Source organism: Bradyrhizobium sp. USDA 4473, from assembly GCF_054063335.1.
Genome location: NZ_JBSSGE010000001.1, coordinates 1,531,073 through 1,552,615, shown reverse-complemented (window position 1 = coordinate 1,552,615; position 21,543 = coordinate 1,531,073). Strand labels below are relative to the sequence as shown.

The following is a 21,543-nucleotide window of genomic DNA, read 5'->3' as shown; positions in this document are numbered from 1 at the left end:
TCCGGCGCCAATATAGGGAGCGGCGGCCGTCGTTAGCCACCCCTCATGCTCAACCGCTCATGATCGCAATCCGGCGACGCAGCGATCGATGGCATCCAGGAACCAGCGCAGCGCCGGATCCTCAGCAGCACGGCTTGCATGAATCAGGTCGATCGCGAAGGCTGGAATGTCGATCGGCGGCATGACCACCGCAACATCGGCCAGATTCGTAAAGCGGCGGGCGACGCGCTCGGCCATCGTGGCGATGAGATCGGTGCCCGTGACCGCGAAGGGAACGGCCACCACATGCGCAAGCGTCACGGCCACTCGTCGTTTCAGTCCATGGCGCGCCAGCAGCGCGTCGATCACGCTCGGCAGGCCATCGCCGCCGGCCGCCGAGAACAGCGCATGCGGCAGGGCCGCATAATCTTGCAGGGTCAGGCGTTCCGATTGATTGGCGGGCGCGGCGGCGCGGATGCAGACGAAGCGCTCTTCGAACAGCCGGTGCCGGACGCAGCGTGGCGACTCCGGCAAATGGCCGCCGATCAGCGCGTCGAGTTCGCCGCGCTCGAGTTTTGCGAGCGCCGTCGTCGCTTCGGTCAGTGGGCGCACGGCAAGGTCGATGCCGGGCGCCTCGATGCGCAACAGGCGGGTCAGTTCCGGCACCAGGACCAGATCGCCATAGTCGGTGGCGGCGATGGTGATGCGTCGTCGCGCGGTGGCGGGATCGAAGGCAGGATCGGGCGCCAGCGCGCCTCTGATCTGCCGCAACGCCTCGCCGACCGGCCCGGCCAGCGCGAGTGCCTTTTCGGTCGGCTGCATGCCGGCGCCGGCGCGCAGGAACAGTTCGTCGGCAAACAGCGCGCGCAGCCGCCGCAGCGCGCTGCTCATCGATGGTTGGGCCAGGCCAATGCGCTCGGCCGCGCGGGTGACATGGCGCTCCTCCATCAGCGCCTCGAAGGCGACCAGCAGATTGAGATCGACGGCAGCTAAATTCATTGCAGCAATAATGCTTATAGAAATAATCGATTTCAACAATGATTTGCCCAGTCGTATGCTGGGTCAGGACATGGCGATGAGATCCGAGGATTTGGCGCGATCATTGGAAAGGCTGGTGCCCCGGGGACCCACCTTGTTGATCATCGGCGTGCTGGCCGGACTGGCTTTGCCTGCCCTGGCGGACGCCGTCCGCCCGCTGATGGCGGCGGCGATCTTCGTTCTGGTGCTCGGCACCTTTGTGCAGACCGATGGCGCGGCGTTCCGGCGCGCATTGCGGCGGCCGCTGGTCTGGCTGCTATTGCCGGCGCTGGCGATGCTGGCCTGTCCGCTGGCGGTCGGCTTCGCCGCGCGCGGCGCCGGACTTCGCACCGAACTGATCGTCGCGCTGGTGCTGTCGGTGTGCGCGCCGCCGTCGAGCGGCACGGCGGCGGTCGCGCGCATGCTCGGCTTCGACGCCACCGTTCCGCTGGCAGTGACGCTGTTGTCGATGGTGCTGGCGCCGGTCACGGTGCCGCTGATCGCAGCCGGCTTTGCCGGTCTCGCGCTCGATCCGCTGGCGCTTGCCGTGCGGCTGGCGCTGCTGGTCGGCGGCGCCGGCGCGGTCGCGTTGCTGCTGCGCCAAAAAGCCGCTGCAGAATTGGCGCGGCGTTCGCGCAGCATCGATACGCTCGTGCTCGCCTCGCTGCTGCTGTTTGCGATCGCCACCATGGCCGGCGTGCGTGCGCAGATCGAAACGCAGCCGATCGCGGCGGCGACCTGCATCGGGCTCGCTTTCGCCTGTAATCTCGCGCTGCAAGGATTTGGCGTACTACTCACGCCGGGCAATCTTGCTGCGCGGCTGACCAGCGGTCTCGTTCTCGGCAACCGCAACGTCGGACTGATCTGGTCGGCGATGGGCGCGGCGGTGTCGCCGATGACGGCGCTGTTCTTCGCGGCCACCCAGTTTCCGATCTATATGACGCCGCGCCTGATCGAGCTGCTGGTCCGGCGCGCGCGCAAGGAGCAAGCCCCGTCATGAGCGACCCGATCCTGACCGAAGACCTCGCCGTCCGTTTTGCCCGCATCGCGCTCGGCCATGTCGGCCGCGAATATCCCAACAAGCCGGATCATGTGCTGGCGGGTCCGCAGGACGCGCGCACGCCGCGCGAGCTGCATCCGGTGTTCTTCGGCAGTTACGATTGGCACTCCTGCGTCCACAGCTACTGGATGCTGGCACGGCTGCTGCGTCGCTATCCGGCATCCGACGTGGCAGATGATATCCGCAGCCTGTTCAACGAACAGTTCGTTGCGGAGAAGATCGCGGCCGAATGCGCCTATCTCGCGGCGCCGACGGCGCGCGGCTTCAAGCGGCCGTATGGCTGGGGTTGGCTGCTGAAGCTCGCAGCGGAGCTCTCATTGCTCGACGGGGCGCGGTGGCGCGATCGAATCGGGCCGCTCGCTGAAATCTTCGCGCAGCGTTTTCGCGATTTCCTGCCGCTCGCCACCTATCCGGTGCGGGTCGGCACCCATTTCAACACCGCGTTCGGGCTGCGCATGGCTGCCGATTATGCCGCCGTGACGCAGGACGATGCATTCGGCGCGCTGCTGCGCGAGACCGCGCTGCGCTGGTACGGCGCCGATCGGGACTGTCCCGCCTGGGGCGAGCCCAGCGGCGACGACTTCCAGTCGTCCGCACTGATCGAAGCGGAGTGCATGCGGCGGCTGCTGCCGCCGGGCGACTTCCTGCCCTGGTTCGATCGCTTCCTGCCGCGGCTTGCGCAACGCGAGCCCGCAACCCTGTTCCGCCCTGCCACGGTGACCGATCGCACGGATGGCAAGCTGGCGCATCTCGATGGGCTCAATCTCAGCCGCGCATGGTGCTGGCGTGCGCTGGCCGGTGCATTGCCGGAGGATGATACGCGCCGTGCGATCCTGCTCGACGCCGCGCGACGCCATCTCGACGCCGGCCTGCCGCATATCGCCGGCGACTATATGGGCGAGCACTGGCTGGCGAGCTTTGCGGTGCTTGCGATCGACGGAGACGATTGACGACGGCGTCGCTTACGCGACGCTTTCCAGGTAGGCTTCTTCCGCGGCCTGGATCGCGTCTGGGGTGCCGACATGCATCCAGACGCCGTCGAGGCGCAGGCCGAACAGCCGCTCCTGCTCATTGGCGCGGTCGAACATCTTGGTCAGCGAGAACTCGCCGGCCGGAGCGTCCGCGAACAGCGACGGCGACATGATCGCGGCACCGGCATAGACGAACGGCACCACCTGGTTCTCCCGCCGCTTGCGCAGCGCGCCGTCCGGCAGCATCGAATAGTCGCCGCGGCCGCCATAGCCGATGCTCGAGGCGGTCGGCGCCATCAAGAGCAGGATATCCATCCGCTCGGGGTCGAAGGCTTCCGCGAGCCGCCCCAGATTGGACCGCACGCCGTCGATCCACATCGTGTCGGCATTGAGATGGAAGAACGGCGCATCGCCGAGCAGCGGCAGCGCCTTGACGACCGCGCCCCCGGTGCCGAGCACCTGGTCGCGCTCGTCGGAGATGATCACGCGCGGGCGGCTGCGGGTCTTGACGTGCTCGATGATCTGGTCGGGCAGATAGTGCACGTTGACGACGGCCTCAGTGACGCCGGCGCCGGCGAGCTTGTCGAGCACATGGTCGAGCAGCGGCTGGCCGGCGACGCTGACCAGCGGCTTCGGCATCGTGTTGGTCAGCGGGCGCATGCGGACGCCGAGACCCGCAGCGAGCACCATGGCCTTATGGGGAGTGACGGGCATTTTCCGGATATTCTCGGTCATCATCTCTCATGCGCCGATCCTATCACGGCGATTCGGCAAGCACATCAATCAGACGCCATAGTCATAGGACATGACGGCCGTAAGACGGCATTAACGACGACGGTTGGCCTAAACGTCGGCTGCCTGCGCGCCGCGTTTGGCCGTTTTCTTCTTCTTGTCGCCTTGTTTGAGGAAGTTGACGCCGATCTGATCGCCATTGACCCACGCCAACTCGCAGCGGCGATAGGCCAATCCTGTGGACGACAGCAGCAGAAAGAACTCCTTCAGGTTCAGGCCCTCGACCGAGCCCTCGACGGAGAGCTTGGCCCCCATCTCCGACACGTCTTCCATGGTGCAGTCGCGCCGCCAGGTGCCGTCAATGCCCATCATGTGCGCGGCGATGCCGCGTTCAAACGTGACACGATCGCCCCTGCGTCGTTCCGTCCCCATCGTCTGGTCCCGCTCCCGATCCGGCCGCGCCAAGGATGTGGTGCGACCCGGTGCAAGCTTAGGGGATCCAAGGCTAATAAACGGCTAACAAGCCGTAAACTACGGTACCGGCGGAGGAACGTTGGCCGTGTACCAGATCCGGAAGCTGGTCAGCGCCGGATGCGCCAGCGACCGCTCCAGATAGGTCCAGATCCGGGGCTGGTGCTTGAGGTAGTGCGGCTTGCCGTCGCGCCGGTTGAGCCGGGCGAAGGTGCCGAGCAGGCGGGTATTTCGCTGCGCCGACATGATCGCATAGAGCTCGGCGAACCCGGCCGGATCGAAGTTCTCGTCGGTGGCGCGCCGCGCCTTGATGTAGCGGGTCAACAGCGCCAGCTCGAGCTGCTCGGGCACGTCGATCCGCGCATCCTGCAGCAGCGACACCACGTCATAGGCCGCGGGGCCGAGCGTTGCGTCCTGGAAGTCGATGATGCCGACGCGCAGGATGCCGGTGCGTTCGGCAAGCCAGATGATGTTCGGCGAATGGAAGTCGCGGATCACCCAGGTCTGCGGGGCCGCAGCGGGCTTCTCCAGCAGGCCGCGCCACATGCCGAGGAATTCGCTGCGGATCTCCTCGCTCGGCTGCACGCCGCGGTCGGGCAAATACCATTCCAGCATCAGCCCGATCTCGATCAGCCAGGCGTCGATATCGAACACCGGGATGTCGTAGCTCTCGTTTGATGTCAGCGGCAGCGTGTCGGGCAGCGCCTCGCGATGCAGCGCGGCGAGCATGTCGACGGCGGCCTCGTAGCGCTCGGCGATCGGCTGCGGCGGATCGCCCGCGATGACGCCTTCGGCGCCGAGATCCTCGGTGATGAGGAAGCCGGATTCGAGATCGATGTGGCGGATCGCAGGCGCGGAGAAGCCGTGCTTGCGCAGACCGTTTCCGATCGCGACGAACGGCCTGACATCTTCGGCGAGATGCACCGCGGCGCTGTACGGCCTGCCGTTGTAGATCGCCGGGCCGTCGGGGCGGCGCGGCGAGTTCATCAGGATCACGCTGCCGTCGTCATTGCGCAGCCGCGCATAGGAGCGGGTCGAGGCATCGCCCGGCATCCGCTCACGCCGGGCGGTGAGGAAGCCCGCGCGATCGAGGAACTGGCGCAGCTCGTTCAGCCGGGTGACCTTCGCCGCGGCCTTGCCGTGGCCGGTGATCTCGGCCGCGCGCGCGGCCGATCCGAGCGCCGGGCGATGGCTGAAGGCGATGTCGATGCGATCGGCGGGCATCGCGTCGGGCGCGCGCTCCGGCCATTCGATCAGCGCCACGATATCGTCGGGCAATGGCGCCAGCCCGATCTCCTCGAGCTCGCTGGCGTCATTGATGCGATAGAGGTCGGCATGGACAAGCGGAAACGACGGCAGCTCGTAGCTCTGCGCCAGCGTGAAGGTCGGGCTCGGCACCTCAAGCGTATCGTCGTCGGCGAGGTAGCGGATCAGCGCGCGCGCGGCCGCGGTCTTGCCAGCGCCGAGGTCGCCCGACAGCGTGATGACGTCGCCGGCGCCGATCAGCAGCGCGAGGTCGGCCATCAGCTCTGACGTCGCGGTTTCGTTCGCGAGCGCCACCGAGAATGTCGAGGGCGCCGTCATTCGGCAGCGTTGCGATGTGCGGTCTGGTCGATCGGGAAGTCGCAGGTCACCGTCGTGCCCTGGCCTACGGTCGAATCGACGCGCACCCGTCCGCCATGCAGCTCGACGAAGGAGCGGACCAGCGACAGGCCGAGCCCGGCGCCGCGATGCCGCGAGCCATGGGAATGGCTCTCGAACCAGTTGAACACCTTGTCGCGCATCTCGGGCGGAATGCCGGGACCGGCATCGGTCACCGCAAACACCACGCTGTGCGCGGTGCGGTGCGCGCTGATCGTGACGGTGGCGTCATGCGGCGAGAAGCCGACCGCATTGGCGAGCAGATTGTAGAGCACCTGCACGACGCGCCGCTCGTCGCCGATGAAGGCGCCGATATTGGGCTCGATGTCGACCTTGAGCGCGATGCGGTCGGTGGCCAGCCGGTCCTGGATGCCTTCGGCGGCGGCCTCGATCGCCTGTCCGATATTGACCGGGCCGAGCTCGAGCTTCATCGCGCCGGCGTCGATGGTGGCAAGATCGAGGATGTTGTTGGTCAGTGCCAGCAGCGCGTTGGTCGATTTGGTGACGTAATCGAGATATTCGGCCTGCTTCGGGGTCAGCGGTCCGGTCGAGGGATCGCTGAGGAAATGCGCGAAGCCGATGATGGTGGTGAGGGGCGCGCGCAGCTCGTAGGAGACGTGGTGGACGAAATCGACCTTCATCTGGTCGGCGGTTTCCAGCGCCTCGTTGCGCTCGCGCAGCGCCCGCTCGACATTCTCGGTGTCGGTGATGTCCTGGAACGCGAGCAGGGTCTTGCCGTCGGGCAGCGGGATGGTCAGGCAGTTCAGCACGCTGCCATCCCTGCGCTCGAGCTTGAGCGCGACCTGGGCGCGGTTCTCGATCGCGGTGATCTGCTCGCGCAGCGTCCGCCAGGTCAGCGCGTCGTCGAACAGCGGCCGGCACAGCGCTTCCACCGCCTCGATATGCGGTTCGCCCTGCAGCGCGTCAGGCGGCAGCTTCCACATCTTGGCGAACGGCGGGTTGAACAGTTCGGCGCGGCCGTTGCTGCCGAACACCGCGACCGCTTCGCTGAGATTGTCGAGGGTCTCGCGCTGCACCCGGGTCAGGCGGTCGTAGCGGCGGGCGAGGTCGAGGCTCTCGGTGACGTTGTCGAACAGATAGGTGACGCCGCCCTCGAGGTTCGGCGTGGTGACGACGTGGATGGCGCGGCCGTCGGGCAGGAACCAGGTATAGGTCTCGGATTCGACCGCGCGGTAGGCCTCGTGCAGCTTGGCCTTCCAGGCGCGGAAGTCCGGCTGCTCGGGCAGCTTGCGGTTGGCGCGCAGCCGGTCGAGCACGCTGGAATCGTCGGGATTGCTGTCGAGGAAGGCCTGGTCGAGGCCCCACAGCCGCCGATAGGATTCGTTGTAGAAGGTGAGCCGGCGGTCGGCGTCGAACACCGCGACGCCAGAGGACAATTGGTCGAGGGTGCGCCGGTGCGCTTCGACCATCCGCGCGATCGCCGCACGGAGCGCCGCGGCTTCGCTGGCGTCGATCGCGATCCCGGCGGTGCCGCCGGAAAGCTTGAGCGCCTGGACGTCGTAGATCCGCCGCTCGCCGCTGACCACGATCGGCAGCCGCGCGGCATAGCTGGCATTGTCGTTCAGCGCGCGGGTCAATTCGGTGCGCTGGTCGCTTTCGAGCAGTTCGAGATTGCGCTGCAGCGCGTCCGACACGCTCTTGCCCTCGGTGGCGCGGACATAGGCCGCGTTGGCATAGCGCAGATTGCCCTCGAGGCTCTTGGCCCAGATCGGCCAGGGTGCCGCGGCAGCGAAATCGCGCAGCAGCTCCGTCTCCTCCTGCAGCGTCTTGTAGCGCAGGTTGGATTCGGCGAGTTCGCGGCGCAGGCCGCCGAGCTCGCGGATCCGGACGATGGCTTGTCCCCCGATCGCGCGGCCCATCGCCTCGATGGCGCGGCCGGCGGAGGTGGAGAGGTTGAGCAGGAACGCCTCGCCCTTCTCGCGCAGCGCGTCGACGGCGTGGTCCATCTGCAGCGCCGGCTCGGGCGGCAGCCAGGTTCCGAAGGCAAGGACGCGCTGCGGCGACCCTTCCTGCGACATCACCAGCGAGGTGTCGCCCGAGATCTGCGGCCGGTTGTCGCCCGCGGCCCAGGAGATCAGGACCTGCGGCTCGACGAACAGCAGCGCGCGCAGCCGGTCCGATTGCGCCTGCAGGTCCGATATCTCGGATTGCAGCTGTTCTTCATTGCGGGTCGCGCGCAGCCGGGTGCGCATCAACAGGATCGCGGCGACGGCGGAGAAGCCGACCAGCGCGAACGACGTCGCGAGCACCGCGACCTCCTGGTGATTGAAGCCGAGATGATCCGACATCGCCTGGGCGACCAGGCTTTCGGCGGCGAACGAGGCGCGGGCCGGCAGCAATGCGGTGATGGCGAGCCCAATCATGCCGTCGCGCGCCAGTGAGGTGCATGACAGCAGGGTTCGACGCATTGCCGCGACTACGCCCGACATATGTTGCCCCAGAACGCACAAACCTTGAGGCATGATCCGGAAATGAGGAGACCGGTGTTCCCTCACGGCAAACGTTTCGCGTTTGTCCGTGGATCATGCCCGAGCAGGACCCGACAGCCCGACGAAGACCCCCCGTCGCGCTCGAATCAATCCAGAATAGTCCCAACCGGACTCGGCGAGTAAGAGTCCAGACCGTGAACGCAGAATCCGCTGTGAAAAAATGCGCCGGTGGTGTGGATTTTACGCGAATTGACTCCGTATTCACGCGGGAGTGCGCTTCAGCAGCGTGATCTGCCAGAGGCATCCGCACACGTCTCGGGTTACGACGACAGGTGGGCTCCCTCGCCCCGTTCTTACGGGGAGAGGGTTGGGGTGAGGGGCCGTCTCCGCAGATGGGGTGATGGCTGCGCTCGCGGAGATCCCCCCTCACCCGGAACGCATCTGACGATGCGTTCCGACCTCTCCCCGCACGCGGGGCGAGGTGAGCCGGCGCCCGCTGATCTAGCGTCCGGTCGAGCCGAAGCCGCCGCTGCCGCGCTCGGTGGACGACAGCACCTCGACCGCAACCAGCTCGGCCCGTGTGACCGGCGCGATCACCATCTGCGCGATGCGCTCGCCGCGCCGGATCGAGAACACCTGCTCGCCGTGATTGATCAGCAGCACGTTGATCTCGCCGCGATAGTCGGCGTCGATCGTGCCTGGCGAGTTCAGCACCGTGACGCCGTATTTGGCGGCGAGCCCGGAGCGCGGTCGCACCTGCGCCTCATAGCCCGCCGGCAGCGCGATGGTCAGCCCGGTCGGAACCATCTCGTAGCGCCCCGGCAGCAGCAGCAGCGGCGCCGACCGCGGCACCGCGGCCAACAGGTCGAGCCCGGCTGCGCCATCGGTCTGATAGATCGGCAGCAGCAGATCAGCGCCATGCGGCAATTGGTGGACTTCGACCTTGATGGTGGCGCTCACGATCCGGTTCCTACTTCTCGTGCGATCCGCGACACCAGCGCGGTCGCGACTTCTTCCTTGGTCATGACCGGCCAGGAATCGACGGTGACCTCCTTGCCCTCGCGCGCGAGCAGATGGACGGTGTTGCGGTCGCCGCCCATCACGCCGGTCGCCGGCGAGACGTCGTTGGCGACGATCCAGTCGCAGCCCTTGCGCGCGAACTTGGCCTTGGCGTTCTCGATCAGGTGCTCGGTCTCGGCGGCAAAGCCGATCACCAGCGGCGGCCGCTTCTCCTTCAGCTTGGAAATTGTCGCGAGGATGTCGGGGTTCTCGACCAGTTGCAGCGGCGGCATGCCGGCTGTGGTCTTCTTCAGTTTCTGGCTGCCTTCGGTGGCGACCCGCCAGTCGGCGACTGCGGCGGCAAAGATCGCCACGTCGACCGGCAGCGCCGCCTCGACCCGGTGCAGCATGTCGCGCGCGGATTCCACGTGCATCACCGAGATGCCCTGGGGATCGTCGAGCTCGACCGGCCCGGTCACCAGCACGACCTCGGCGCCGGCGGCGCGCGCGGCAGCCGCGATGGCAAAGCCCTGCTTGCCGGACGAGCGGTTGGCAATGTAGCGGACCGGATCGATCGCCTCGTGGGTCGGCCCGGCGGTGATCAGCACCCGCTTGCCGGCCAGCGGGCGCGGCTGCGGCGGCCGCAACATGCGCTCGGCGGCGGCGGCGATCTCGACAGGCTCGGCCATCCGCCCGACGCCGGCCTCGCCGGCTTCGGCCATCTCGCCCGCATTGGGGCCGACGGTATGGACGCCGTCGCGGCGCAGCTGCAGCACGTTGCGGCGGGTGGCCGGGTTGTTCCACATCAGCGGATTCATCGCCGGCGCCAGCAGGATCTGCCGGTTTGCCGCCAGCAGCGTGGCGGTGGCGAGGTCGTCGGCATGGCCCTGCGCCATCTTGGCCATCAGGTCGGCGGTCGCCGGTGCCACCACGATCAGGTCGCAGTCCCGCGCCAGGCGGATATGGCCGGCGTCGAACTCGCTCTCGGCGTCGAACAGGTCGGTATAAACGCGCTCATGCGACAGCGCGCTGGCGGCGAGCGGGGTGACGAACTGCTGGGCCGCCTTGGTCAGCACGCAGCGGACCTGGATGTGCCGTTCCTTGAGCCGCCGGATCAGATCCAGCGCCTTGTAGGCCGCGATCCCGCCGCCGATGATCAGGGTCACCCGGGCCTCGCCGGCCGCGCTGCCGGCCCGCGGCGCAGGCGCTGCGGGCGTGGCGGAGCCCGATCTGGGCGCCTCCGCAGGCTCTGTACCGCCCTCGGCGAGGTCCCGGAGGATGACCCGGATCTCCTCTTCGACCGAGCGCCCGTTTTTGGCGGACCGCAGCCGCAGATAGGCTTTCAGGGTGTCGTCGAGTTTGCGGATGGTCAGGCTGGCCATGGCATGCCCCAGGCATGATCCGGAAAAGTGCGAAGCGGTTTTCCGACAAGATCATGCGTATGATAGCGATGCTATCACATGGTGCATGCATTGCAATCAGTGCGCTCGGATGGCGAAAAAGATCGCGATGGAGGCGATCGCAATGACCCAAAGGCCTATGGTCTGGACCCGCTCCTTGCGGGCCTCGGCGCGGGCCATTTCGTCGATCGAATCCGACGACAGCGTGTGGCCCTCCCGCGTCATGGTCTCGAGCTGCTCGAGCACCGTCACGGCGCGGTTGGCAATCGACGGCAAATTGGCAAGGACGCGACCGAGCTCGCCTGCGCCCGAGATCGCGCCCTGGATGCGGCCGGCCGGCCCGAGATTCTGCGTGATCCATTCGCGCACCACCGGGTCGGCGATCTTCCAGATGTCGAGCTTGGGGTCGAAGCCGCGCGCCACGCCCTCGACCACCACCATGGTCTTCTGCAGCAGGATCAGCTCGGGGCGCGTCTGCATGTCGAACAGGCCGGTGACCTCGAGCAGAAGCGTCAGCAGCTTCGCCATCGAGATTTCCTCGGCGGTACGGTTGTGGATCGGCTCGCCGATGGCGCGGATGGCTTGCGCAAAATTCTCCACCGAATGGTGGCCCGGCACATAGCCGGCCTCGAAATGCACCTCGGCGACGCGGCGATAGTCGCGGGTGATGAAGCCGAGCAGGATCTCGGCCAGGAAGCGCCGCTCCTTCAGCCCGAGCCGACCCATGATGCCGAAATCCACCGCAACGAGGCGGCCGGCCTCGTCGAGGAACAGATTGCCCGGATGCATGTCGGCATGGAAGAAGCCGTCGCGCAGCGCGTGGCGCAGGAAGCTCTGGATCACCTTGCGGCCGAGATCGGGCAGGTCGACCTGGGCCTGCGCCAGGCGCGCGTGATCGTTCAGCGCAATGCCGTCGATCCATTCCATCGTCAGCACGCTGTGCGCGGTGCGATCCCAATCCACGGTGGGCACGCGGAAGTCCGGATCGTCGCGGGTGTTCTCGGCCATCTCGGACAGCGCGGCCGCCTCCAGCCGCAGATCCATCTCCATCGCGACCGAGCGCGACATCGTATTGATGACTTCGATCAGCCTCAAGCGCCTTGCCTCGGCGGAATGCGCCTCGGCCTTGTGCGCGACAAAGAAGAAGTCGCTGAGGTCGCGGCGGAAGCGCGCGGCGACGTTGGGCCGGAGCACCTTGACCGCAACCTGCTGGCGCACGCCGTCGCGCTCGACCTCGCCGCGATGTACCTGTGCGATCGAGGCTGCGGCGACCGCCGGGCCCAGATGTACGAAGGCCTGCGATACCGGCCGTTCCAGCGATTGCGTGATGACGGTCTCGGCCTCTTGCTGCGCGAATGGCGGCAGCCGGTCCTGCAGGCTTTCGAGGTCGCGCGCCATCGCGACGCCGACCACGTCGGGACGGGTGGCGAGGAATTGCCCCAGCTTGAGATAGGCCGGCCCGAGCCGAGTCAGCGCGCGTGACAGCCGCGGCCCTGACTTGGCCGAGCGGCGCTCGATCAGCCGCGCCATCTTCAATGCGAGTTGTCCCGGCGGCGGCACCAGCGCGGGATCGACGACCCCGAACACGCCCTCGCGCGCAAACACGAAACCGGCGCGGGCAAGCCGCGCGATGTGGGTCAGTGCAGAGATCACAAACGCCAGCCCGAATGCAGCGCCACGATGCCGCCGGAGAGGCTCTGCCACTTCACGCGCGCAAAGCCGGCGGCGCCGATCATCTCGGCGAACGCGTTCGGCCGCGGGAATTTGCGGATCGACTCGACGAGATATTGATAGGACTCGGCATCACCGGTGACGGCGCGGCCGAGCGGCGGGATTACCTTGAAGGAAAACAGATCGTAGATCCGGTCGAGGCCGGGCACGTCGACGGTGGAGAATTCCAGGCACAGGAAGCGGCTGCCGGGCTTGAGCACCCGATAGGCCTCGCGCAGCGCCAGCTCGATCTGCGGCACGTTGCGGATGCCGAAAGCGATGGTGTAGGCGTCGAACGAACGGTCGGCGAAAGCCAACGCCTCGGCATTGCCCTCGACGAACGACACGCGGTCATCGAGATGCTGTTTGGCGGCGCGCTCGCGGCCGACCGCGAGCATGTCGGTGTTGATGTCGCAGACCGTGGCATGGAAGCCGGCGCCCGCGGCCTTGGCGGCGCGGAACGAGATGTCGCCGGTGCCGCCGGCGACGTCGAGCAGCGCGAACGGGCGGTCGCCCTTCGGTGGGTCGAGCGTCGTGATCATGACGTCCTTCCAGGCCCGGTGCAGGCCTGCCGACATCAGATCGTTCATCAGGTCGTAGCGTTGTGCCACGCTGTGAAACACATCGTTCACCAGCGTCTGCTTCTCGCCCAGGGGCACGTCCCTGAAGCCGAAATGGGTGGTTTGATCCGGCCGATCCATCACTCAGAACTCTTACCCTTTTTGGCCCTTTTTGGTCGCGTTTTCGAGCTCGAAGACGCTCCAGCCAAACCATAGCGCGGCGGCCGCAATGGCGCTATCACGTCACTTCCAAAAGGTGAATGCCCGCCATGCCGGAATTACCCGAAGTCGAGACCGTCCGCCGCGGCCTGCAACCGGCCATGGAAGGCTCCAAGATCCTCAAGGCCGAGGCCCGCCGCAAGGATTTGCGATTTCCGTTTCAAAAAGACTTTATCGCCCGCCTCGAAGGCCGGACCATCACCGGGCTCGGCCGCCGTGCCAAATATTTGATGGCGGACCTTAACTCCGGCGACGTGCTGCTGATGCATCTGGGCATGTCGGGCTCGTTCCGCGTGCTGAAGCCGGAAGGCGCGGCGACGCCGGGGCAATTCCACCATCCGCGCAGCGACGATCGCGCGCATGATCACGTCGTGTTCCACATGTCCTCGGGCGCAGCCGTCGTGTTCAACGATCCCAGGCGCTTCGGCTACATGAAGATCATCGCCCGCGACGCGATCGAGGATGAGCCGCTGTTGAAGGGCCTCGGCCCGGAGCCGCTCGGCAATGCGTTCGACGCGGCAATGCTGGCGCGCTCCTGTCACAACAAGAAGACCAGCCTGAAGGCGGCGCTGCTCGATCAGCGCGTGGTGGCGGGACTTGGCAATATCTATGTCTGCGAGGCACTGTTTCGTTCGCATCTGTCGCCGCGGCGATTGGCCGCGACGCTCGCGACCAAGAAGGCCGAGCCGACCGACCACGCCAAACGGCTGGTCGACGCGATCCATTCGGTGCTCAACCAGGCGATCAAGGCCGGCGGCTCCTCGATCAGCGACCATCGCCTGACCAACGGCGATCTCGGCTATTTCCAGCATTCGTTCCAGGTCTACGACCGCGAGGGCGAGTCCTGCCGCACGTCGGGTTGCGAGGGCATCGTCAGGCGCTTTACCCAGAACGGCCGTTCGACGTTCTGGTGCCCGAAGTGCCAGAAGTGACAGCCATGCAAGAATAACAATAAAGGGAGTGCGGATCATGGGCGGCAATTGGCGCGATCGCGCCGCGACAAGTTTTCAATGTGAGAAGCAGCCGGCCACCAGCAGCCGCGGCATGGTGGTGAGCAATCATCCGCTGGCATCGAGTGCCGGCGCCGAGATGCTCGCGGCCGGCGGCAATGCGATCGATGCGGCGATCGCCACGTTGTTCACGCTGACCGTGGTCGAGCCGATGATGGTCGGCATCATCGGCGGCGGCATGGCCCATATCCGCCTCGCCGACGGCAGCCACCGCTTCATCGACGGCCAGAGCACGGTGCCGCAGGCGGTGCGGCCGGACACTTACACCTCGAAGCCCGGTTCGGCGCATGACGTGTTCGACACCGTCGGCAACGAGAATTTGAACGGGCCGAAGGCGGTCGCGGTGCCGGGCTCGCTGAAGGCGTGGTGCGAGACGCTGCGCCGCTTCGGCACCATGAGCCTTGCCGACGTCATGCAGCCCGCGATCAAGCATGCCGCGCGCGGCTATGCGGCGACGCCGTACTTGCATGAATGCATCACCGACGGCGCCGAGGAGATGCTGAAGGACAGGCCGATTGCGGCGATCTATCTGCCCGATGGCGCGCCGCTGAAACCCGGCGAGCGCGTGGTGCAGGCCGAATATGCCGAGACCCTGAGATACATCGCCGACCACGGCGACAATGCGCTCTACCAGGGGCCGCTCGGCGACATCCTGGTCGACTACATGAAGCGGAACGGTGGCTTCATCGCGCAACAGGATCTCGCGACCTACAAGACCGTCGAGCGGCAGCCGATCCGCTGTGACTACCGCGGCTGGGAAATCCTCGGGCCGCCGCCGCCGGCGGCGTCAGGCGTGCACATCACGCAGATGCTGAACATCCTCGAAGGTTATGACGTCGCGCGGCTCGGCTTCGGCACGGCCGAGACGATCCATTATCTCGCCGAGGTGCTGAAGATCGCCTTTGCCGATCGCGCGGCCGCGAGCGGCGATCCCGCCTATATCAATGTCCCGGTGGAGCGGCTGACCTCGAAGGCCTATGCCGACGAGCGTCGCGGCGCGATCGATGCCAATCGCGCGCAGGCGTGGGGTGCCGGCGTCACGCAACTCGAGAGCGCGCACACCACGCACATGACGGCAGCGGATGCGATGGGCAATGTGGTCGCGACCACCCAGACCATCAACAATCTGTTCGGCGCCAAGATCCTGATCCCGGGCCTCGGCACCGTGCCGAACAATTACATGAACCTGTTCGATCCGCGGCCGGGACACGCGCTGTCGCTCGCCGCGGGCAAGCGCGTCACCACCTCGATGTCGCCGATGATGGCGCTGCGCGACGGCAAGCTCGCCTATGCGCTGGGTCTGCCCGGCGGCAAGCGCATCTTCCCGAGCGCGATGCAGGCGCTGATCAATCTGATCGATCACGGCATGGATCTGCAGGAAGCGGTCGAGGCGCCGCGGGTGTGGACCGAGGGCAATGCGCTGGAAGTCGAGCAGGCGGTGCCGGAGAGCATCCGCGCGGCGCTGGCAGCGAAAGGCCACAAGGTGCAGGTGGTGCCGACGGTTGCCGGCGGCATGAACGCGATCCAGTTCCATGAGGACGGCACGATGTCGGGCGCAGCCTGCTGGCGCGCCGACGGCACGCCGGTCGGGATTGCCGGCGGTCTGGCGCGGGCCGGAGTCAGATTTGCGTTGCGGTAACGGGCTGGCTGGGCTCCCTCGCCCCGCTCTTGCGGGGAGAGGTAAAACAATCTTCGTCACGTTTTGTATCCAACGAATCTTGCTGGATCATGGACTTTCCCAAACTGCGTCCCGCAAACCGATGTATTTATTGCGGCTCTAGCGGGGGCGGCCTTCCACTTGAGGACGAGCATATCATCCCGACATCACTCGGCGGTAACATCATTTTCCCAAAGGCGAGCTGCAGAAAGTGTTCGGGCATAACCAGCAATATTGAAGGCTATATCGCCCGCAAGGTGTTCTGGGAATTCCGCCTTTCCACGGGCATAAAATCTCGCCGCGGTACGAAAAACCGACCTACCGAACTTCCCCTCACCGTCGATTTTCAGTCGGGTGATCGCAAGCAATTTTCCCTTCCTATATCTAATCATCCGTCAGGGGTCGCCCTACTGCACTTCCCACTACCTGGGGTGATGACGGGCGCTCCCCCCAGCGATAATTGGGAGTGGGTGAAGATTCGTCATTGGTACATTGATAGCAGGTTGCCCAATGATATCGAGGGTGCCAAATCCTTCAATTTCAAATTCGAAATCAAGAATTGGCACTTCGCCAAATTTTTAGCAAAGGTAGCCCATGGATTTGCCGTAGCTCATTTCGGCATCAACGCTTTCGATCATTGGTTGCCCGATCTTATCTTAGGTCGACACAATAACGGGGCTTACGTCATTGGCAGCGAACCAGATCTTCCACCACCGGTGGATATCGACTTCAGAGTTGGAATTGACACTTGGTCTTCTCCCAAGGGCGCACGCTACGTACTCGTCAAATTTCGCTTATTTGCTGGCATGGGACTTCTAGTCCCCGGAAGTCTCTCTACTCCAGTCTACTGCGTCATAGCGGGTCCGATCGATCCCTCGCGACATTTCGTAGAGGGCTACCAAGACCTCACGAGCGCATAGACGAAAAAATACTTTCGGTCGTCGTTCAGAATCACGGCATGTCAGGTGCATAGTTCCCTACAAGCGGGGCGAGGTGACCTTACCTCCTGACGCAGATCACGCGGACCACGGCGGCCTTGGCGTCCGCCGATTCGCCTGACGCGGTAACGCCCTGCGCCTTCAGGAAACTGCGCACGGTGTCGGCCGGCACCAGCGCGGCCTGCGCCGGTGGTGCGGCGGTCGCAGGGCCCGCGACGATGACCGGCCTCAGCAATGCGATGCCGGCAAACTTGCCGCTGCCGTCGAGCGCCGCTGCGCCGGAAAATCCGACCGCCGGCGGCGGTGACAGCGCCTGGTCGCCGCCGCCGAGTTGCGCGACCGAAGCCTTGAGGCTGCTCGCGGCCGTGCCGCCGCCCTGGTTCTGCGGATCGGCGATCCCCGTGATCTCGAGCGCGGTCTGCGTCGCCTGGCCCGCGATGTTGAGCGGCTTCAGCCCGCGCGCGCCGTAGATGCGCAGCAGCGCGAGATCGTGCTCCTTGTCCTCGGCGACCCGATCGGCATTGCCGTAGCCCGGGATCGTCAGCGCGATGCAGTCGGCGGTCGCCACGCGGTCGGTGACAACAGCGCCGTCGTCGCTGACCACGACGCCGGTGCCATATTCGACAGTCTTGCGCGGCGGCGGGCCGGCCTGCACGCCCGATGGGAATGCATTGAAGGCACTCGACATCGCGATCACCACCGGCTCGACGGTGGTTTGCATCGCCTGGTCGTAGAGGATGGTGAGGATGCGGACCTCATCGCCCTTCAAAGTGCCGCGCAGATAGAACTTCTTCAGCCCCTGGAGGCCCGACAGCACGAAAAAATCAGGCTTCACCACGGTGTAATCGATGGTGCGGCCGGCCGGCTCCTTCTTTTCCTGCTCGGCAAGCTTCGCGGTGGTCGGGCTCGCTTCCTTGCGCCGGGTCAAGAGCACCTGGACCGTGCCGGTCGGCGAGGTCCATCTGGCGCCGGAGGCATCGCTGGTGACCTGCGGCACCAGTTTAGTCGGAATGCCGAGCCGCGCCCCGGTGGCAGGCTCGGTGACGATCCGCCAGGCGACGCTCTCCTGTTTCCGCCGCGCAGTGTCGGCGAGCACGCCGCGCTCCTGCGGGTTCAGCACCCCGGTCGGCTTGCCACCGCGGTTCTTCTGGAATTCCTTGATCGCATTGACCATGCGCTCGCTGACGTCGCCTGATATCGCGCCGTTATATTCGCCGACCCAGGCGAGGTCGGATTGCAGCGCCAGCCGATCGGCCTGCGCCATTGCGTTGGCGGTATCCTCCGGCTTTTGCAACGCGGGGCGAACCGGCACCGTGGTCACCGCCTTCGGCTTGGCCCCGGCGGTGGTCGGCGGCGTCAACTGGGCGTTCGCCGCGCCGATCATCGCGACCATCAATGTTGCCGAAAGCACCAATCTCATGACAAATCCGGTGGAAATGACTGAAACCATTGACGTCGACGTAATTAAGCACATCTGCTTGGTCGGCAACAACCGCGCTCCGGTTCAGGTTTCAACCCTCATCCCCGCGCAACGGCTTTGCCGTTGTCGCTGGAGGAGCGGCGTGAGCCGCGTCTCGAAGGATGAGGCCACAGATGGGGCCTTCATGGTTCGAGACGCGCGTGCCGCGCTCCTCACCATGAGGGGATACGGGTAGGACTGATGAGACAATGCTGAGTGCTGACGAGCTCGAACGTTATGCCCGCCACATCGTGCTGCGCGAGGTGGGTGGTCCCGGCCAGAATGCGCTGAAGCAGGCGTCGGTGCTGGTGATCGGCGCCGGCGGCCTCGGCGCGCCGGTGCTGATGTATCTGGCCGCCGCCGGCGTCGGCCGGCTCGGCGTGATCGATGACGATGTCGTCTCGCTCTCCAATTTGCAGCGCCAGATCATCCATACGACATCCGACATCGGCCAGCGCAAGGTCGATAGCGCGGCGGCGCAAATCCACGCGCTCAATCCGCATGTGACGTTCGAGGCGCATCCGATGCGGCTCACCGCCGACAATGCAATGGCGCTGATTGCGAACTACGATCTGGTGCTCGACGGCTCCGACAATTTCGAGACCCGCTATCTCGTCGCCGATGCCTGCTTCCTCGCGAAGCGGCCGCTGATCACGGCGGCACTCGGACAGTTCGACGGTTCGCTGACCACGATCCGCGCGCATGAAAGGAATGCCGAAGGCGAGTTCAACCCGACCTATCGCTGCCTGTTTCCGGAAGCGCCGCCGCCGGGCACGGTGCCGGCCTGCGCCGAGGCCGGCGTGATGGGCGCGCTCGCGGGCGTCTTGGGATCGATGATGGCGCTGGAGGCGATCCGCGAGATCGTCGGCTTCGGCGAGGGCTTGGTCGGCCGCCTGCTAATGGTGGACGCGCGCGCAATGCGGTTCGAAACCCTGCGCTACGCGCGCGACCCGCAGAACCCGCTCAACGGTGATGCGCCAGTCATCACCGATCTGAGCGGGCATGTAGTCAGTTAGGACGCCTTTGCGGGCTTCTCGCTGTCCATGTGCCGCAGGTGCTCCTCCGGATAGCGTCCGCCGGCGGCGGCGCCGGGCGGAAATGCCTCTGCCAGTGCGGCAAGATGCGCCGCGGTCAGCTTCACATCGAGCGCGCCGCGCGCCTCGGTCAGCCGCTCGCGCCGCCGCGCGCCGACCAGCGGCACGATGTCCTTGCCTTGCGCCGCGACCCAGGCAATCGCGACCTGCGCCGGAGAGGCGCCGATCTCGCCGGCGATGGCGCGCAGCCGATCGGCGAGCGCGAGGTTGGTGTCGATATTGCCGGCTTGGAAGCGCGGGCTCAGCAGGCGGAAATCCTTCTCGCCGCCGCGGTCCTTCGACCAGTGCCCGCTGATCAGCCCGCGCGCCAGGACGCCATAGGCGGTGATGCCGATGCCGAGCTCGCGGCAGGTCTTGAGAATGTCGGTCTCGATGCCGCGCGAGATCAGCGAATATTCGATCTGCAGGTCGGCGATCGGATGCACCCTGTGGGCGCGGCGGATGGTGTCGGAGCCGACCTCTGACAGCCCGATATGTTTGATCCAGCCGGCCTTGATCATGTCGGCCATCGCGCCGACCGTGTCCTCGATCGGCACATTGGGATCGAGCCGCGCCGGGCGGTAGATGTCGATGTGATCGACGCCGAGCCGCTGCAGCGAATAGGCGACGAAATTCTTCACGGCGACCGGACGGCTGTCATAGCCGTGAAAGCCGTAGTTGCGATCACGCAGCGCGCCGAACTTGACGCTGATCACGAGATTGTCGCGGCTGCGGCTCTTCAGCGCCTCGCCGATCAGCATCTCGTTGTGGCCCATGCCGTAGAAGTCGCCGGTGTCGAGCAGCGTGATGCCGGCGTCGAGCGCGGCATGGATGGTGGCGATGCTCTCGCTCCGGTCGGTCGGGCCGTAGAAGTCGGACATGCCCATGCAGCCGAGGCCGATCTGCGAAACTGTGGGGCCGGTGGAACCGAGTTTGGGTGTGTCCATGGTGGTGCTCCCTGGGAGGTCGCGGCAGATGATCCGCCGCCAAAATGACGCGGCTGATATGGGCCGCTACCGCTTTTGGGATAAGCTGGACAATCGAGAATGGGTTGTTCACTATATCGAACAATGCAGGATTTCGACCTTCGCGACCTCGACGCCTTCGTTGCGGTGGCGCGCACCCGCAATTTCCGGCGTGCGGCGCTGGAGAGCCGCGTCTCGGTTTCGAGCCTCAGCCAGCGCCTGCGCGACATGGAGGAGCGGCTCGGCGTCCGCCTGATGAACCGCACCACCCGCAGCGTCGCGCTGACCGAGGCCGGCGAACTGCTGCTCGCCCGCGTCGCACCGGCCATGGTCAATGTCGCCGATGCGATCACCGAGGTGCGTGGTCTGCGCGCCGAGCCGTCGGGGCGGCTGCGCATCAACGCACCGCCGCCTGCCGTCGATCTGGTGCTGGCGCCGATGATCGCGCCGTTCCTCGCCAGATATCCGCAGGTCGACCTCGACCTCGTCGCCGAGAGCGCGTTCGTCGACATCGTCGCGCAGGGCTTCGACGCCGGCGTGCGCTACGGCGAGCACCTGGCGCAGGACATGGTGGCGGTTCCACTCGGCGCGCCGCAGCGCTACGCGGTGGTGGCGTCGCGTGATTACGTCGCAAAGCACGGCCGGCCGATGCAGCCGAAGGATCTGCTGGCGCATGCCTGCATCCGCAGCCGCTTCAGCAACGGCCTGATGTTTGACTGGGAGTTCGAGAAGAACGGCCGCGTGGTGAAGATTTCGCCGCCGGCCAAGCTGACCGCGACCCATCTCGGCCTCGCGCTGCGCGCGGTCCATGACGGCGTCGGCTACTGGGCGACGTTCGAAGGCTATGTCCGCTACGGCGTCAAATCCGGCGCGCTGATCAGCGTGCTGGATGACTGGTGCCCGCCGTTCGACGGGCCGTTCCTGTATTATCCGAGCCGGCGCCAGCCGCCGCCGGCACTCGCCGCCTTCGTGTCGTTCGTCGCCGATTGGCGCAAGCAGGCGCGGAAAAAGAAATAGGGCGCGCTGCTACCGCATCGCCGGGACGATACCTCATGCGTGATTGCCGCCGTGGCTGCATCCCGCTACCTTCGCCGGCCGCACCGGCTCCTTTGCATGGGGTTGTTTTCGCTGTTTTGATAGCCGGGGCCTTTGCGGCAGGATCTCCCTTCCCCTTCCCCCTGAAAGGGGGAAGGTCGGGATGGGGGTCAGCCGGCTCTGTCGAGCAAAGCGGC

The 21,543-nt window shown here is 66.0% G+C and carries 18 protein-coding genes; 7 read left to right on the top strand and 11 right to left on the bottom strand.

The annotated features are described in order from the left end of the window. Window positions 1-57: 57 nt before the first annotated feature. Window positions 58-1,014, bottom strand: coding sequence for a LysR family transcriptional regulator (locus ACVW17_RS07230; protein WP_456751197.1), 957 nt, complete (start codon window positions 1,012-1,014; stop codon window positions 58-60). Window positions 1,015-1,093: 79 nt separating this feature from the next. Between ACVW17_RS07230 and ACVW17_RS07225 the strand changes: the two genes are divergently transcribed. Further along, window positions 1,094-1,996, top strand: a complete 903-nt coding sequence (locus ACVW17_RS07225) for a hypothetical protein (protein WP_456751196.1) — start codon at window positions 1,094-1,096, stop codon at window positions 1,994-1,996. Further along, window positions 1,993-3,006 (top strand): DUF2891 domain-containing protein, encoded by a 1,014-nt coding sequence (locus tag ACVW17_RS07220; RefSeq protein ID WP_456751195.1) that lies wholly within the window; start codon window positions 1,993-1,995, stop codon window positions 3,004-3,006. Before ACVW17_RS07225 ends, ACVW17_RS07220 begins: the two co-directional genes overlap by 4 nt. A 12-nt stretch (window positions 3,007-3,018) precedes the next feature. Here ACVW17_RS07220 and ACVW17_RS07215 read toward each other — a convergent pair whose 3' ends face one another. From ACVW17_RS07215 to ubiE, 8 genes are all read right to left on the bottom strand, one after another. Then, the gene (locus ACVW17_RS07215; RefSeq protein WP_456751194.1) at window positions 3,019-3,741 is read right to left on the bottom strand and encodes a nucleotidyltransferase family protein; all 723 of its coding nucleotides are present in this window, start codon (window positions 3,739-3,741) and stop codon (window positions 3,019-3,021) included. A gap of 129 nt (window positions 3,742-3,870) precedes the next feature. Next, window positions 3,871-4,191: a PilZ domain-containing protein gene (locus tag ACVW17_RS07210; protein WP_456756360.1), complete on the bottom strand. Its 321-nt coding sequence runs from the start codon at window positions 4,189-4,191 to the stop codon at window positions 3,871-3,873. Between the two features lie 99 nt (window positions 4,192-4,290). After that, a complete protein-coding gene (gene tsaE, locus ACVW17_RS07205) occupies window positions 4,291-5,814 on the bottom strand; it encodes a tRNA (adenosine(37)-N6)-threonylcarbamoyltransferase complex ATPase subunit type 1 TsaE (RefSeq protein ID WP_456751193.1) in 1,524 nt (507 codons plus the stop codon). Further along, window positions 5,811-8,321: an ATP-binding protein gene (locus tag ACVW17_RS07200; protein ID WP_456751192.1), complete on the bottom strand. Its 2,511-nt coding sequence runs from the start codon at window positions 8,319-8,321 to the stop codon at window positions 5,811-5,813. The genes tsaE and ACVW17_RS07200 overlap by 4 nt, the downstream gene beginning before the upstream one ends. 501 nt (window positions 8,322-8,822) lie before the next feature. Then, on the bottom strand, window positions 8,823-9,281 hold the full coding sequence (gene dut, locus ACVW17_RS07195) for a dUTP diphosphatase (protein WP_456751191.1): 459 nt from the start codon (window positions 9,279-9,281) through the stop codon (window positions 8,823-8,825). Then, the gene (gene coaBC / locus ACVW17_RS07190; RefSeq protein WP_456751190.1) at window positions 9,278-10,702 is read right to left on the bottom strand and encodes a bifunctional phosphopantothenoylcysteine decarboxylase/phosphopantothenate--cysteine ligase CoaBC; all 1,425 of its coding nucleotides are present in this window, start codon (window positions 10,700-10,702) and stop codon (window positions 9,278-9,280) included. Before coaBC ends, dut begins: the two co-directional genes overlap by 4 nt. A 96-nt stretch (window positions 10,703-10,798) precedes the next feature. Then, window positions 10,799-12,373, bottom strand: coding sequence for a 2-polyprenylphenol 6-hydroxylase (gene ubiB, locus ACVW17_RS07185; protein WP_456751189.1), 1,575 nt, complete (start codon window positions 12,371-12,373; stop codon window positions 10,799-10,801). After that, complete coding sequence (gene ubiE, locus ACVW17_RS07180) at window positions 12,370-13,131, bottom strand: bifunctional demethylmenaquinone methyltransferase/2-methoxy-6-polyprenyl-1,4-benzoquinol methylase UbiE (RefSeq protein WP_456756359.1); 762 nt, start codon at window positions 13,129-13,131, stop codon at window positions 12,370-12,372. The genes ubiB and ubiE overlap by 4 nt, the downstream gene beginning before the upstream one ends. 128 nt (window positions 13,132-13,259) lie before the next feature. On the opposite strand from ubiE, the gene mutM reads away from it, so the two are divergent. From mutM to ACVW17_RS07165, 3 genes are all read left to right on the top strand, one after another. Beyond that, on the top strand, window positions 13,260-14,141 hold the full coding sequence (gene mutM, locus ACVW17_RS07175; RefSeq protein ID WP_456751188.1) for a bifunctional DNA-formamidopyrimidine glycosylase/DNA-(apurinic or apyrimidinic site) lyase: 882 nt from the start codon (window positions 13,260-13,262) through the stop codon (window positions 14,139-14,141). Window positions 14,142-14,178: 37 nt separating this feature from the next. Next, window positions 14,179-15,858, top strand: a complete 1,680-nt coding sequence (gene ggt / locus ACVW17_RS07170) for a gamma-glutamyltransferase (protein WP_456751187.1) — start codon at window positions 14,179-14,181, stop codon at window positions 15,856-15,858. Between the two features lie 89 nt (window positions 15,859-15,947). Beyond that, window positions 15,948-16,796 (top strand): HNH endonuclease, encoded by an 849-nt coding sequence (locus ACVW17_RS07165; RefSeq protein WP_456751186.1) that lies wholly within the window; start codon window positions 15,948-15,950, stop codon window positions 16,794-16,796. 79 nt (window positions 16,797-16,875) lie between these two features. On the opposite strand, the gene ACVW17_RS07160 is transcribed toward ACVW17_RS07165, so the two are convergent. Further along, window positions 16,876-18,234 (bottom strand): serine protease, encoded by a 1,359-nt coding sequence (locus ACVW17_RS07160; protein WP_456796984.1) that lies wholly within the window; start codon window positions 18,232-18,234, stop codon window positions 16,876-16,878. A 248-nt stretch (window positions 18,235-18,482) separates the two neighbouring features. On the opposite strand from ACVW17_RS07160, the gene ACVW17_RS07155 reads away from it, so the two are divergent. After that, window positions 18,483-19,289 (top strand): HesA/MoeB/ThiF family protein, encoded by an 807-nt coding sequence (locus ACVW17_RS07155; protein ID WP_456751184.1) that lies wholly within the window; start codon window positions 18,483-18,485, stop codon window positions 19,287-19,289. On the opposite strand, the gene ACVW17_RS07150 is transcribed toward ACVW17_RS07155, so the two are convergent. Beyond that, entirely contained in the window at window positions 19,286-20,293 is a 1,008-nt protein-coding gene (locus tag ACVW17_RS07150; RefSeq protein ID WP_456751183.1) for an aldo/keto reductase, read from the bottom strand. The two genes, ACVW17_RS07155 and ACVW17_RS07150, sit on opposite strands and share 4 nt — an antisense overlap. A gap of 123 nt (window positions 20,294-20,416) precedes the next feature. Between ACVW17_RS07150 and ACVW17_RS07145 the strand changes: the two genes are divergently transcribed. Beyond that, window positions 20,417-21,328 carry a LysR family transcriptional regulator gene (locus ACVW17_RS07145; protein WP_456751182.1) on the top strand — a complete coding sequence of 304 codons (912 nt, stop codon included), beginning with the start codon at window positions 20,417-20,419 and terminating at the stop codon, window positions 21,326-21,328. Window positions 21,329-21,543 lie beyond the last annotated feature (215 nt).

Excerpts from the sequence above, each read along its gene's own strand:
- ACVW17_RS07220 (WP_456751195.1), top strand. The coding sequence starts at position 1,993 with ATGAGCGACCCGATCCTGACCGAAGACCTCGCCGTCCGTTTTGCCCGC.
- ACVW17_RS07215 (WP_456751194.1), bottom strand. The coding sequence starts at position 3,741 with ATGCCCGTCACTCCCCATAAGGCCATGGTGCTCGCTGCGGGTCTCGGC.
- ACVW17_RS07210 (WP_456756360.1), bottom strand. The coding sequence starts at position 4,191 with ATGGGGACGGAACGACGCAGGGGCGATCGTGTCACGTTTGAACGCGGC.
- tsaE (WP_456751193.1), bottom strand. The coding sequence starts at position 5,814 with ATGACGGCGCCCTCGACATTCTCGGTGGCGCTCGCGAACGAAACCGCG.
- ACVW17_RS07200 (WP_456751192.1), bottom strand. The coding sequence starts at position 8,321 with ATGTCGGGCGTAGTCGCGGCAATGCGTCGAACCCTGCTGTCATGCACC.
- coaBC (WP_456751190.1), bottom strand. The coding sequence starts at position 10,702 with ATGGCCAGCCTGACCATCCGCAAACTCGACGACACCCTGAAAGCCTAT.
- ubiE (WP_456756359.1), bottom strand. The coding sequence starts at position 13,131 with ATGGATCGGCCGGATCAAACCACCCATTTCGGCTTCAGGGACGTGCCC.
- mutM (WP_456751188.1), top strand. The coding sequence starts at position 13,260 with ATGCCGGAATTACCCGAAGTCGAGACCGTCCGCCGCGGCCTGCAACCG.
- ggt (WP_456751187.1), top strand. The coding sequence starts at position 14,179 with ATGGGCGGCAATTGGCGCGATCGCGCCGCGACAAGTTTTCAATGTGAG.
- ACVW17_RS07165 (WP_456751186.1), top strand. The coding sequence starts at position 15,948 with ATGGACTTTCCCAAACTGCGTCCCGCAAACCGATGTATTTATTGCGGC.
- ACVW17_RS07160 (WP_456796984.1), bottom strand. The coding sequence starts at position 18,234 with ATGAGATTGGTGCTTTCGGCAACATTGATGGTCGCGATGATCGGCGCG.
- ACVW17_RS07155 (WP_456751184.1), top strand. The coding sequence starts at position 18,483 with ATGCTGAGTGCTGACGAGCTCGAACGTTATGCCCGCCACATCGTGCTG.
- ACVW17_RS07150 (WP_456751183.1), bottom strand. The coding sequence starts at position 20,293 with ATGGACACACCCAAACTCGGTTCCACCGGCCCCACAGTTTCGCAGATC.
- ACVW17_RS07145 (WP_456751182.1), top strand. The coding sequence starts at position 20,417 with ATGCAGGATTTCGACCTTCGCGACCTCGACGCCTTCGTTGCGGTGGCG.